This window comes from Streptococcus sp. 17.1 (assembly GCF_016648655.1).
Classification (GTDB): Bacteria; Bacillota; Bacilli; order Lactobacillales; family Streptococcaceae; genus Streptococcus; species Streptococcus salivarius_E.
Genome location: NZ_JACLQM010000018.1, coordinates 1 through 12736, shown reverse-complemented (window position 1 = coordinate 12736; position 12736 = coordinate 1). Strand labels below are relative to the sequence as shown.

Here is a 12736-nt window from a genome sequence, read left to right as displayed (position 1 = left end):
TAGAAGTATGAAAAAGGAGAGTATTATGAAACAGAGCCAGGCTAAAAAGCGTGACAATGCGATGACTAATAAGATTTTGATGGGGTTGATTGCTCTCGTCTTAGGTTTGCTTTTTCTTGAGATTTTAATTGTTCATAGTAAGAACGAACAGCAAAAGAATGCCTCGAACCAGGTACAGACAGCACGTATCATGGCTAATGGGGACTTGCTCTATCATGACGGTCTCTATATGAGTGCCCTGCAGGCAGATGGCAGCTATGATTTCACGGAGAATTTTACTTATGTGAAGCCGTGGTTAAAGCAGGCTGATTTGGTTTTGGGTGATTTCGAGGGAACGATTAATCCTGATTATCCTTTGTCAGGCTATCCTCTGTTTAATGCTCCTCAATCAGTGACAGCAGCTATTAAGGATGCTGGTTATGATGTTATGGATTTGGCCCATAATCATATCTTGGATTCTGGTTTAGAGGGAGCTTTTACAACGGCTGATGCTTTTAAAAAAGTGGGAATTGATCCTATTGGCGTTTACGAAAAGCCGGTGCGAGACAAGGCACCACTTCTTATCAAGAATGTTAATGGTATCAAAGTTGCAATACTTTCCTATGCTTATGGTTACAATGGCCTAGAGTCGAACTTGACGGATAAAGAGGTTGCAGACCACTTATCGAATTTGGATGAAAAACGTATGAAAGCCGAGATTCAGCGTGCCGAAAAAGAAGCGGATATCACGGTTATCATGCCTCAGATGGGTGTTGAATATCGTTTGGAACCGACAGATGAACAGGTTAAACTTTATCATAAGATGATTGATTGGGGTGCCGATATTATCTTTGGAGGTCATCCTCATGTGGTAGAACCTTCTGAGGTGGTTAAAAAGGATGGACAGCAAAAACTTATTATTTACTCAATGGGGAATTTCATTTCTAACCAGCGCATAGAGACTATGGATGGTGTGGATAGTGCAGAGTGGACAGAGAGAGGTGTCTTAATGGATGTCACCCTTGAGAAAAAGAATGGTCAAACCACGATTAAGACGGCTCAAGCACATCCGACTTGGGTTAACCGTACGCCTAAAGGAACAAGTTCGCCAGAGGGATACCCTTTGTATACTTACCAAACTTATATTTTAGAGGATTTCATTAAAGGTGGTAAATATAGAAATAAACTGGATGAAGAAACCAAAGAGCGTATAGATACTGCTTATAAAGAAATGAATGCCCATGTTAATTTAAAATGGAAATAAAGCTAAGATATCGCCTGAATTTGGCGATATTTTTTTGTTTATCGACAAGTTACCCACAGACTTATCCACAGGTGTGGAAAAGTCTGTTGATAGTGTTGAATCTTGATTTTTCAAGGTTTTATAAGAAAGATATTATTTAGGTTGTGAACAAGTTTATCCACAAGTAGTTGGGGCAAAGAGAGGATATTTTCATAAACGATATTAGTTAAATTCCTCGGAAACATTCGTCTTTTTCAAGAAAAAATATGCAAATTTCATAAAAAATAGCATTTTTAATCAAAATATGCTAAAATTATACAAAATAAAATGATGGAGGCTTCTCATGAAAGCGATTATTACAGTTGTAGGTAAGGACAAATCAGGTATTGTTGCGGGTGTTGCGACTAAGGTGGCAGAACTTGGCTTGAATATTGATGATATTTCTCAAACAGTTCTTGATGAATTCTTTACCATGATGGCGGTTGTATCATCAGAAGACAAACAAGATTTTACACACCTACGTGCTGAATTGGAAGCCTTTGGTGAGTCATTGAACGTTAAAATCAACATCCAAAGTTCAGCGATTTTTGATGCGATGCACAACTTGTAAGATAGGAGTAGCTTAAAATGGATATTAAACAGGTCACAGAAACCATTGCCATGATTGAGGAACAGAATTTTGATGTTCGTACCATTACCATGGGAATCTCACTCCTAGACTGTATCGATTCAGATATCGATAAGGCAGCTGAAAAAGTATATAACAAGATTGTATCTAAGGCTAAGGATTTGGTAACTGTTGGCGACGAGATTGCGGCTGAACTTGGTATTCCGATTGTTAATAAACGTGTATCTGTTACTCCGATTTCAATCATCGGTGCGGCAACAGATGCTACAGACTATGTACCTTTTGCGAAGGCGCTTGACCGAGCAGCTAAGGAAATCGGCGTTAACTTTATTGGTGGTTTCTCTGCGCTCGTTCAAAAGGGTTACCAAAAAGGTGATGAGATTCTTATCAATTCTATTCCACGTGCGCTTGCTGAGACTGATTTTGTCTGTTCGTCTGTTAACATTGGTTCAACAAAGACTGGTATTAACATGACAGCAGTACGTGACATGGGGCGTATCATCAAAGAGGCTTCTCAGGAAGATCCAATGGGTCCAGGTAAGTTGGTTGTCTTTGCCAATGCGGTTGAAGATAATCCATTTATGGCAGGTGCCTTCCACGGTGTTGGTGAGGCTGATGTTGTAATCAATGTTGGGGTTTCAGGTCCTGGTGTTGTGCAACGTGCAGTTGAGAAAGTTCCAGGCGAAAGTTTCGATGTTTTAGCTGAAACAGTTAAGAAGACTGCCTTCAAAATCACACGTGTTGGTCAGTTGGTTGGTCAAATGGCCAGTGAACGTCTTGGTGTCGAGTTCGGTATTGTGGATTTGTCTCTTGCGCCAACACCAGCAGTTGGTGATTCAGTAGCCCGTGTCCTTGAAGCGATGGGTCTTGAAGTTGTTGGTACGCATGGTACTACTGCAGCTCTAGCCCTTCTTAATGACCAAGTTAAAAAAGGTGGTATCATGGCATGTAACCAAGTTGGTGGTTTGTCAGGTGCCTTTATTCCAGTTTCTGAAGATGAGGGTATGATTGCGGCTGTTAAATCTGGTCATATCAACCTTGAAAAATTGGAAGCTATGACAGCTATCTGTTCTGTTGGTCTAGACATGATTGCTATTCCTGCTGATACGCCAGATACTACAATCGCGGCCATGATTGCTGATGAAGCGGCTATCGGTGTTATTAACCAGAAAACAACAGCTGTTCGTATTATTCCTTATGGTAAGGAAGGTGACATGCTGGAACTTGGAGGTCTTCTTGGGTATGCACCGGTAATGAAGGTAAACAAAGCTTCATCGGCTGACTTCATTGCGCGTGGTGGTCAAATCCCAGCTCCTGTTCACAGCTTTAAAAACTAAACGGATGATAAATGCTTTGCCAATTGGTAAGGCATTTTCTGATGGTCTCGCTGGCTAGATAGTCGAGGGGATTTGTGCTATAATGAATTCAAAAATGACGGAAAGAAGGGGCACTATGAGTAAGGTTAAGTTGTATATTGCAAGACACGGCAAAACCATGTTTAACACCATTGGTCGTGCACAAGGTTGGTCTGATAGCCCATTGACCCCATTCGGTGAAGAAGGTATTCGTGAATTAGGGGTAGGTCTGAAAGCAGCAGGTATTCCTTTTAAAGCTGCATATTCTAGTGATTCAGGTCGAACGATTCAAACTATGGATATCATTTTGCGTGAGACGGGTTTAGAAACTATTCCCTATAAACGTGACAAACGTATTCGTGAGTGGTGTTTTGGTAGTTTAGATGGTGGCTATGATGGTGAACTTTTCTACGGTGTGCTACCGAGAACAGATGCTTTTCAAGGTAAGGAGTTACATGAGGTAACTTATCCTGAACTTGCACAAGGTATCCTTGATGTGGATACGGCTGGTTGGGCAGAGTCTTGGGAAGTGCTCAGAAAACGTATTATAGAAGGGTTTACAGCTATTGCTGAGGATCTTGAGAGGTCTGGTGGTGGTGATGCTATCGTCGTTAGTCACGGTATGACTATCGCAACTTTTGCATGGTTAATTGATCCTTCTGTCGAGCATCCTTCATTGGACAACGGTTCGGTTACTGTTGTTGCTTATGAAAATGGTAAATTTACATTAGAAGCACTTGGCGATATGACTTATCGTCAGGTTGGGCGAGAGATAATAGAAAAAGAAAATGGTAAAAAATAACTATCCAAGTCGCCGTCAGGCGAAAAAGCAAACCAACTGGTTTTTGGTTATCAGTAGTGTCTTGATTGCAGTCCTTTTAGTTGCAGCAGGACTTTATTCTGTATTTGGTGTCAGTCGTACGGTTCAACAAACCAATGGATCGTCGGTAATAAAAAGTAGTAAGCAAGCTACCGATGCGACTCGAAGCAAGGATACAAAGGGACTACCTGATGTATCGCCTAAAGACTGGGAATTGCTTTTGGTAAATCGAGATAATAAGTCTAAAGAACTTAACCCTGAGATTGCTGATGTCGATGGTGTTTCTGTAGATGCGAGAATTGCTAAGAATGTTAAGGAGTTTTTAGCGGCTGCTCAAGAAATTGATCCAAGTTATCACTTGATATCCGGTTATCGTAGTGTCGCTTATCAGACAGAACTTTATAACAGTTATGTTCAGCAGGAAATGGCTGCTGACCCAAGTTTGACGGAGTCTCAGGCGGAGAAAAAGGTTCAAACCTATTCACAACCACCAGGAGCGAGTGAACACCAGACAGGTCTTGCGATTGATATGAGTACTGTAGATAGCTTAAATGAAGCAGATCCAGATACAGTAGCTAAAGTCAAAGAGTTGGCGCCGAAATATGGCTTTGTTCTTCGTTTTCCAGATGGTAAAACATCGTCAACAGGTGTAGGCTACGAGGATTGGCATTTCCGCTATGTTGGTAAAGAGTCAGCAGAGTATATGACTGAACATAATCTTACTTTGGAGGAATATTTGGCATTATTAAAGGAGAAAACTAAGTGAGACGACGTTTTAAACTAAAAGCCTTCATAACCTTAGTTGCTGTTTTCGCTTTAGGTATTGTCTTACCTTTGATTCTTCATGTCTCTACAGATGATAATGCTCGTTCGGTAAAGGTTGCTTACACGCAGCAAGAGTTTATTGAGACCTTAGCTCCAACAGCTCAAAAGATGTCCAAAAACTATGGTGTGCCAGCGTCAATTCTCCTTAGCCAAGCTGCATATGAGTCGAATTATGGTAGCAGTCTTTTATCTGTTAAATACCATAACATCTACAGTCTGCTAGCTCAGCCGGGTCAAGAACGTATTCGTTTAAAGGATAGTATCTACAGTAAAGGGAAATGGCAATACCAAAAGGTGGATTTTGCAGTTTTTAAGGATTGGTCAAGTTCTATGATGACTTATTTAGAAGAACTTCGCCAAGGAACGTGGGGCGAGTCGACCTATAAAGAGGTGGCAGGAACGACTAGTTATAAAGTTGCGGCAGAAAAACTACAAGCTGCGGGTTTTAGCAGTGATCCAGAGTACGCCAAACACCTCATATCTATTATTGAGACCTATCATTTGTCAAAATATGATCGATAAGATTAGAGTACCTCGGAGGTGCTCTTTTTTGCTTCTCTAGGTCTTGAGATGTATTTTTAGCACTCTCTCAAAAAGAGTGCTAATTTTTTGGTTTTTTGGGTTGACATGTTCAAGTTTAGGTGTATAATAGAATCATAAGTTAGCAGTCGACGTGTTAGAGTGCTAATAAATAGAAATGAGGTGACATCGTGATTACGCAAAGGCAAAACACTATTTTGAATTTGATAGTTGAGATGTTCACTCGTACACATGAACCGGTTGGTTCTAAAGCGTTACAAGAATCAATTGATTCGAGTTCAGCGACTATTCGTAATGACATGGCCAAGCTAGAAAAAATGGGCTATCTTGAAAAAGCTCATACTTCTAGTGGGCGTATGCCAAGCCGAGCAGGTTTCCAGTATTTTGTCGCTAATTCTTTGAATCTTGATACGATTGATGAACAAGATGTTTATCAAGTGGTTAAAGCTTTTGACTTTGAAGCTTTTAAACTTGAAGATATCTTGGATGCAGCGGCAAAGCTGCTGGCAGAAATGACAGGATGCACAGCAGTGATTCAAGATGTGGAACCGACACGACAACGTCTGACTGGATTTGACATTGTTCATCTATCCAATCACGACGCTTTAGCGGTTCTTACTCTAGATGAATCTAAGCCTGTGACAGTTCAGTTTGCTATTCCAAAGAATTTCTTGTCTAGTGATTTGGAAATTCTTCATAAGCTTGTTCAAGAACGTTTTTTGGGAAACACTGTCTTAGATATCCATTACCGATTGAGAACTGAGATTCCTCAGATTGTGCAAAAATATTTCAAGGTAACAGATAATGTTCTAGATTTGTTTGATTATATCTTTTCACAACTTTTTAAGGAATTGATTTTCATCGAAGGTAAGGTTGCATCACTGACTTATGCCGACTTAAAAACCTATCAATTTTTGGACAATCCACAACATGTGGCACTTGAGCTTCGATCAGCTATCTCCGATGATGAAGTGACCAAGATTTCGGTTGCAGAATCAACTGAAGAAGCGCTTGAAAATGTCACAGTTATGAGTCATAAATTCCTGATTCCTTATCGTGGGATGGCGCTCATGCATGTGATTGGCCCAGTTGAAATGGATTATCGTCGCATGGTTAGTTTGGTCAATGTTATTAGTAGAGTTTTGGTTATGAAGTTGACGGATTATTACCGTTACCTCAATAGTAACCATTATGAAGTTAGCTAAGATATAACATTTAAATAGTATAGAAAGAGGTGTATGCCTTGACTGAAGATATTAAAAAAGAAGAAGTGAAAGAAGAGGAAGCTACGGAGACAACTGAAGAAGTTGTAGAGGAAGTAAGCGAACCTTCTGAACTTGAAGAAGCCCAAGCGCGTGCCGAAGAATTTGAAAACAAATACCTTCGTGCCCATGCAGAAATGCAAAACATTCAGCGCCGTTCTAATGAAGAACGTCAACAATTGCAAAAGTATCGTAGCCAAGATTTGGCAAAAGCAATTTTGCCATCACTTGATAACCTTGAACGTGCTCTTGCCGTTGAGGGCTTGACTGATGATGTCAAAAAAGGTTTGGAAATGGTGCAAGAAAGTTTAGTGCATGCTCTTAAAGAGGAAGGGATTGAAGAAATTCCAGCAGATGGTGATTTCGATCATAACTTCCACATGGCTATTCAAACAATGCCTGCAGATGATGAACATCCAGCAGATACGATTGCACAAGTTTTCCAAAAAGGGTATAAACTCCACGAACGCGTCTTACGCCCAGCTATGGTAGTTGTATATAATTAATTGAAAACTTGTCCGAAATGACAGAAAACTATGAATGAAAGATAAAAAAGCAAAATAGAAATTAAGTAAAAAGGGGAAAAACATATGTCTAAAATCATTGGTATTGACTTAGGTACAACAAACTCAGCAGTAGCAGTTCTTGAAGGAACTGAATCAAAAATTATCGCAAACCCAGAAGGTAACCGCACAACTCCATCTGTTGTGTCATTCAAAAACGGTGAAATCATCGTTGGTGACGCTGCAAAACGTCAAGCAGTAACAAACCCAGATACAATCATCTCTATCAAATCTAAGATGGGTACTTCTGAAAAAGTTTCTGCAAACGGTAAAGAATACACACCACAAGAAATTTCAGCTATGATTCTTCAATACTTGAAAGGTTATGCTGAAGATTACCTTGGTGAAAAAGTAACTAAAGCAGTTATCACAGTGCCTGCTTACTTCAATGATGCTCAACGTCAAGCAACTAAAGACGCTGGTAAAATCGCTGGTCTTGAAGTAGAACGTATCGTCAACGAACCAACAGCAGCAGCCCTTGCTTACGGTTTGGATAAGACTGATAAAGAAGAAAAAATCTTGGTATTCGACCTTGGTGGAGGTACATTCGACGTATCTATCCTTGAACTTGGTGACGGTGTCTTTGACGTATTGGCAACTGCAGGGGATAACAAACTCGGTGGTGATGACTTCGACCAAAAAATCATCGACCACATGGTTGAAGAATTCAAGAAAGAAAATGGAATCGACTTGTCAACAGACAAGATGGCTCTTCAACGTTTGAAAGACGCAGCTGAAAAAGCTAAGAAAGACCTTTCTGGTGTTACTTCAACACAAATCAGCTTGCCATTCATCACTGCTGGTGAGGCTGGACCTCTTCACTTGGAAATGACATTGACTCGTGCGAAATTCGATGATTTGACTCGTGATCTTGTAGAACGTACGAAAACTCCAGTTCGTCAAGCCCTTTCAGATGCAGGTTTGAGCTTGTCAGATATTGACGAAGTCATCCTTGTCGGTGGTTCAACTCGTATTCCTGCCGTTGTAGAAGCTGTTAAAGCTGAAACTGGTAAAGAACCAAATAAATCAGTTAACCCTGATGAAGTAGTTGCTATGGGTGCTGCTATCCAAGGTGGTGTTATTACTGGTGATGTCAAAGACGTTGTCCTTCTTGATGTAACTCCATTGTCACTTGGTATCGAAACAATGGGTGGAGTGTTCACAAAACTCATCGACCGCAACACTACAATTCCAACATCTAAGTCACAAGTCTTCTCAACTGCAGCAGACAACCAACCAGCCGTTGATATCCACGTTCTTCAAGGGGAACGCCCAATGGCAGCAGATAACAAGACTCTTGGACGTTTCCAATTGACTGATATCCCAGCTGCACCTCGTGGTATCCCACAAATCGAAGTTACTTTCGATATTGATAAGAACGGTATCGTATCTGTTAAAGCTAAAGATCTTGGAACTCAAAAAGAACAAACAATTGTCATCCAATCTAACTCTGGTTTGACAGACGAAGAAATTGAAAAGATGATGAAAGATGCTGAAGCAAATGCTGAAGCAGATGCAAAACGTAAAGAAGAAGTAGATCTTCGTAACGAAGTTGACCAAGCTATCTTTGCAACTGAAAAGACAATCAAAGAAACAGAAGGTAAAGGCTTCGATACAGAACGTGATGCTGCTCAATCAGCTCTTGATGACCTTAAGAAAGCTCAAGAATCAGGCAATCTTGATGACATGAAGGCTAAATTGGAAGCTCTTAACGAAAAAGCTCAAGCTCTTGCGGTTAAACTTTACGAACAAGCTGCAGCAGCACAACAAGCTCAAGCAGGAGCAGAAGGTGCACAAACAGCAGATAACTCAGGCGACGACGTCGTAGACGGAGAGTTTACTGAAAAATAAGATGCAAAGCCCGTTAAAACCTCATAGTGAAAATAGGAGATTCGACGCAGAAACTTTAGTTTCTAGGAAGATTTATCTTTTTCACCAAGAGGTTAGGGCGTGCTCAATTCTGACTAATTAGTAAATGATAGTAAGAAATCCAGAGGTTGCAACCCAGCCTCTGTTTTTCGCTAAAATAAGTGAAGTGAATATAAGATATATTTGTGCTTCGTATCGTAACAAATAGAATAGAAAGGAACAGAGAGAGTTCGAGAAATTGAACACGAGCGGAAAGCTTGGAAATTAGATAAACCTCCTAAGAAATCAGGATTTCTTGTCGGTTTCCTAAATTTCAGTCGCTTTCTGTTCGCTCTTAGTATCTTGTATGAACAATACCGAATATTACGATCGTCTTGGGGTATCTAAGGATGCCTCTCAAGATGAAATTAAACGTGCCTATCGTAAGATGTCTAAGAAATACCACCCAGACATTAATAAAGAACCAGGTGCGGAAGAAAAATATAAAGAGGTCCAAGAGGCCTACGAAACTCTAAGTGACGACCAAAAACGTGCAGCCTATGACCAATACGGACCAGATGGTGCGAATGGTTTTGGTGGCCAAGGAGGCTTTGGTGGTTTTGATGGTGGTGCAGGCTTTGGAGGCTTTGAGGATATTTTCTCTAGCTTCTTTGGTGGTGGTGCTACTCGTAACCCAAATGCTCCACGTCAAGGTGATGACCTTCAGTACCGTGTCAACCTAAGCTTTGAAGAGGCGATTTTTGGTGCAGAAAAAGAAGTTCACTACAACCGTGAAGCGACATGTAAGACATGTTCAGGATCTGGTGCAAAACCTGGAACAAGCCCTGTAACCTGTGGTCGCTGTCATGGTCAAGGGGTTATTAATGTCGATACGCAAACGCCACTTGGTATGATGCGTCGTCAAGTAACCTGTGATGTTTGTCATGGAACAGGTCAAGAAATTAAAGAGCCATGTCAAACTTGTCATGGAACAGGACATGAAAAACAAAGCCATAAAGTATCTGTCAAGATTCCAGCAGGTGTTGAAACAGGTCAACAAATCCGTCTTGCTGGTCAAGGTGAAGCTGGTTTCAATGGTGGACCTTATGGAGATCTCTTTGTAATCATCAATGTTAATCCAAGCGATAAATTTACGCGTGATGGATCAACGATTTACTATACACTTAATATTTCCTTTGTCCAAGCAGCTCTTGGTGACACTGTCGAAGTACCAACAGTTCACGGAAATGTTGAGATGACCATCCCAGCAGGAACTCAAACAGGCAAAACTTTCCGTCTAAAAGGAAAGGGTGCTCCACGTCTTCGTGGAGGTTCACAAGGAGACCAACACGTTACAGTTAAGATTGTAACTCCTACGAAGCTAAATGATGCTCAAAAAGAAGCTCTCCTTGCATTCGCCAAAGCAAGTGGTGATGAAAAAATCGCACCACAGAAAAAAGGTTTCTTCAATAAAGTAAAGGATGCCTTAGAAGATTTATAAAGGAAGGACGCTTAATGCGTCTTTTTCTTTACGCCAAAAACTGTATGGGGTCAGTTGGCGATTGACCTACTTTTTATCCTTAAAAAAATCTGATATGATAATTCTATGGTTAGATACAAAGCGACAATTTCCTATGATGGTACACTTTTCTCAGGTTTTCAAAGACAACCAAATGCACGTTCCATTCAAGAAGAACTTGAAAAGACTCTCTTACGGTTAAATAGCAGTACACCTGTCACCGTTCATGGAGCGGGTCGTACAGATGCAGGTGTTCATGCCTATGGACAAGTTATCCACTTCGATTTGCCTCAAGAGCGAGATCCAGAGAAGTTGCGTTTCGGTTTAGATACGCAATGTCCAGATGATATTGATGTTGTTAGTATCGAACTTGTATCGGAGGAATTCCATGCGCGATACAACAAACACAGTAAAACTTATGAGTTCCTAGTAGATGCAGGGCGACCTAAGAACCCCATGATGCGTAATTATGCGACCCACTATCCCTACCCTCTAAGTTTAGAACCTATGCAAGAGGCTGCTAAGGATTTGGTCGGTACACATGATTTTACAGGCTTCACAGCTTCAGGAACTTCTGTAGAAAATAAAGTACGCACAATTACCCAGGCCAGTGTATCTATCGATGAGAAAAGCGGATTTTATATCTTTATTTTTTCTGGTAATGGTTTTCTCTATAAGCAAGTTAGAAATATGGTTGGCACCTTGTTAAAGATTGGCAATGGCCGCATGCCTGTTTCACAAGTGAAGACAGTGTTGGAAAGTCGTGACCGTAATCTTGCAGGACCAACGGCAGCAGGAAATGGGCTATATTTAAAGGAGATACGATATGAGTGATGAATTGATTTTAGCGATTTCAGGGAATGATATTTTTAGTGGTGGCGGACTTCATGCAGATTTAGCGACATTTACCACAAATAAACAGCATGGATTTGTGGCTCTTACCTGTCTAACAGCTATGACTGAGAACGGTTTTGAGGTCATTCCGGTTGATACTAATGTTTTTAAACAACAACTTGATTCACTAAAAGATGTCCCCTTCTCAGCAATTAAAATTGGTTTGTTGCCTAACGTTGAGATTGCAGAATTAACGTTGGATTTTGTTAAAAATCATTCTGATATTCCAATTGTCTTGGATCCCGTTTTAGTATGTAAGGAGACTCATGACGTTGAAGTTTCCCAACTACGTGATGAATTGGTTAAATTTTTCCCTTATATCACGGTTATCACTCCGAACTTACCTGAAGTCGAACTGCTTATAGATAGAAAGGTCAAGACTCTGGATGATATGAAGCATGCGGCTAGCTATCTCAATGAATTAGGAGCTAAGACTGTCGTTGTCAAAGGTGGAAACCGTTTGGATGGAAATAAAGCGATAGATGTCTTTTATGATGGAGCAGACTACAAATTATTTGAGGAAGTTGTGTTGGATAAAAACAATACCGGTGCAGGATGTACATTTGCTTCAAGTATAGCTAGTGAATTAGTTAAAGGATGTTCAGAAACAGAAGCTGTGACAAATGCTAAAGCCTTTGTTTATGAATCAATTAAACAATCAAATGAATTTGGAGTAGTTCAATATGCAAAATAAGAAAACAAAAGAGCTAACATTATTGGCTATCTTAACAGCTTTATCAGTGACCTTTGGATTCGTAGCTAAAATTCCAACTCCGACAGGGCTCTTAACCTTGGTAGATGGGGGAATCTACTTCACAGCCTTCTATCTTGGGAAGAAAGAGGGGGCAATTGTGGGCGGATTGTCTGCTTTTCTGATAGATTTGCTATCATCTGCTCCGCAATGGATGTTTATCAGTTTGTTAATCCATGGTGCACAAGGTTATTTTGCTGGCTTTAAAGGGAACTATCGTATCCTAGGTCTTCTGATTGCAGCAGTTGTGATGGTGGGTGGTTATGCACTTGCTTCAGTATTTATGTATGGAACAGGAGCTTCAATCGCAGAAGTGATTCCTAATTTCTGCCAGAATGCTTTTGGTGTAGTTGTTGGATGGGTGTTGTATCAAGGATTCAAAAAAGTTCAGTCTAAAAAAGGTTAATAACATTACTAAACCCTATTGACAAGAACTAAATTGGGTGTTAAGATATAAAAGTTGTCTTAACAGACTTGCCACAAACTTGAAAAGGTTCCAAAACTTTAAA

Annotated in this window: 13 protein-coding genes; all 13 read left to right on the top strand. The window is 40.4% G+C overall.

Going from position 1 to position 12736, the window contains the following annotated elements; all coding sequences use genetic code 11:
- The first annotated feature begins 25 nt into the window (after nt 1–25).
- The 13 genes from H7T99_RS09050 (at nt 26) to H7T99_RS08990 (ending at nt 12633) form a co-directional block, all read left to right on the top strand.
- Nucleotides 26–1243 carry a CapA family protein gene (locus H7T99_RS09050; protein WP_014633796.1) on the top strand — a complete coding sequence of 406 codons (1218 nt, stop codon included), beginning with the start codon at nt 26–28 and terminating at the stop codon, nt 1241–1243.
- A gap of 322 nt (nt 1244–1565) precedes the next feature.
- The gene (locus H7T99_RS09045; protein WP_002886390.1) at nt 1566–1832 is read left to right on the top strand and encodes an ACT domain-containing protein; all 267 of its coding nucleotides are present in this window, start codon (nt 1566–1568) and stop codon (nt 1830–1832) included.
- 17 nt (nt 1833–1849) lie between these two features.
- On the top strand, nt 1850–3187 hold the full coding sequence (locus tag H7T99_RS09040; protein ID WP_037604034.1) for a PFL family protein: 1338 nt from the start codon (nt 1850–1852) through the stop codon (nt 3185–3187).
- A 115-nt stretch (nt 3188–3302) separates the two neighbouring features.
- Entirely contained in the window at nt 3303–4007 is a 705-nt protein-coding gene (locus tag H7T99_RS09035) for a histidine phosphatase family protein (RefSeq protein WP_037604037.1), read from the top strand.
- Nucleotides 3994–4791 (top strand): M15 family metallopeptidase, encoded by a 798-nt coding sequence (locus tag H7T99_RS09030; RefSeq protein ID WP_037604039.1) that lies wholly within the window; start codon nt 3994–3996, stop codon nt 4789–4791. The genes H7T99_RS09035 and H7T99_RS09030 overlap by 14 nt, the downstream gene beginning before the upstream one ends.
- Complete coding sequence (locus tag H7T99_RS09025) at nt 4788–5372, top strand: glycoside hydrolase family 73 protein (protein WP_037604040.1); 585 nt, start codon at nt 4788–4790, stop codon at nt 5370–5372. Before H7T99_RS09030 ends, H7T99_RS09025 begins: the two co-directional genes overlap by 4 nt.
- Before the next feature lie 188 nt (nt 5373–5560).
- Complete coding sequence (gene hrcA, locus H7T99_RS09020; RefSeq protein ID WP_037604041.1) at nt 5561–6595, top strand: heat-inducible transcriptional repressor HrcA; 1035 nt, start codon at nt 5561–5563, stop codon at nt 6593–6595.
- A 38-nt stretch (nt 6596–6633) separates the two neighbouring features.
- Nucleotides 6634–7158: a nucleotide exchange factor GrpE gene (gene grpE, locus H7T99_RS09015; RefSeq protein WP_037598025.1), complete on the top strand. Its 525-nt coding sequence runs from the start codon at nt 6634–6636 to the stop codon at nt 7156–7158.
- Nucleotides 7159–7242: 84 nt separating this feature from the next.
- Nucleotides 7243–9066, top strand: coding sequence for a molecular chaperone DnaK (dnaK, locus tag H7T99_RS09010; protein ID WP_002886397.1), 1824 nt, complete (start codon nt 7243–7245; stop codon nt 9064–9066).
- Nucleotides 9067–9430: 364 nt separating this feature from the next.
- Nucleotides 9431–10564: a molecular chaperone DnaJ gene (dnaJ, locus tag H7T99_RS09005; protein WP_002886399.1), complete on the top strand. Its 1134-nt coding sequence runs from the start codon at nt 9431–9433 to the stop codon at nt 10562–10564.
- Between the two features lie 105 nt (nt 10565–10669).
- A complete protein-coding gene (gene truA, locus H7T99_RS09000) occupies nt 10670–11416 on the top strand; it encodes a tRNA pseudouridine(38-40) synthase TruA (RefSeq protein WP_037604043.1) in 747 nt (248 codons plus the stop codon).
- Nucleotides 11409–12170, top strand: a complete 762-nt coding sequence (locus H7T99_RS08995) for a bifunctional hydroxymethylpyrimidine kinase/phosphomethylpyrimidine kinase (protein ID WP_013989950.1) — start codon at nt 11409–11411, stop codon at nt 12168–12170. Before truA ends, H7T99_RS08995 begins: the two co-directional genes overlap by 8 nt.
- Nucleotides 12160–12633: an ECF transporter S component gene (locus tag H7T99_RS08990; protein WP_013989951.1), complete on the top strand. Its 474-nt coding sequence runs from the start codon at nt 12160–12162 to the stop codon at nt 12631–12633. Before H7T99_RS08995 ends, H7T99_RS08990 begins: the two co-directional genes overlap by 11 nt.
- Nucleotides 12634–12736: the final 103 nt, after the last annotated feature.

What these genes read in the sequence shown, in the direction of transcription:
- H7T99_RS09050 (WP_014633796.1), top strand. Translation starts at nt 26, where the DNA reads ATGAAACAGAGCCAGGCTAAAAAGCGTGACAATGCGATGACTAATAAG.
- H7T99_RS09045 (WP_002886390.1), top strand. Translation starts at nt 1,566, where the DNA reads ATGAAAGCGATTATTACAGTTGTAGGTAAGGACAAATCAGGTATTGTT.
- H7T99_RS09040 (WP_037604034.1), top strand. Translation starts at nt 1,850, where the DNA reads ATGGATATTAAACAGGTCACAGAAACCATTGCCATGATTGAGGAACAG.
- H7T99_RS09035 (WP_037604037.1), top strand. Translation starts at nt 3,303, where the DNA reads ATGAGTAAGGTTAAGTTGTATATTGCAAGACACGGCAAAACCATGTTT.
- H7T99_RS09030 (WP_037604039.1), top strand. Translation starts at nt 3,994, where the DNA reads ATGGTAAAAAATAACTATCCAAGTCGCCGTCAGGCGAAAAAGCAAACC.
- dnaK (WP_002886397.1), top strand. Translation starts at nt 7,243, where the DNA reads ATGTCTAAAATCATTGGTATTGACTTAGGTACAACAAACTCAGCAGTA.
- dnaJ (WP_002886399.1), top strand. Translation starts at nt 9,431, where the DNA reads ATGAACAATACCGAATATTACGATCGTCTTGGGGTATCTAAGGATGCC.
- truA (WP_037604043.1), top strand. Translation starts at nt 10,670, where the DNA reads ATGGTTAGATACAAAGCGACAATTTCCTATGATGGTACACTTTTCTCA.
- H7T99_RS08995 (WP_013989950.1), top strand. Translation starts at nt 11,409, where the DNA reads ATGAGTGATGAATTGATTTTAGCGATTTCAGGGAATGATATTTTTAGT.
- H7T99_RS08990 (WP_013989951.1), top strand. Translation starts at nt 12,160, where the DNA reads ATGCAAAATAAGAAAACAAAAGAGCTAACATTATTGGCTATCTTAACA.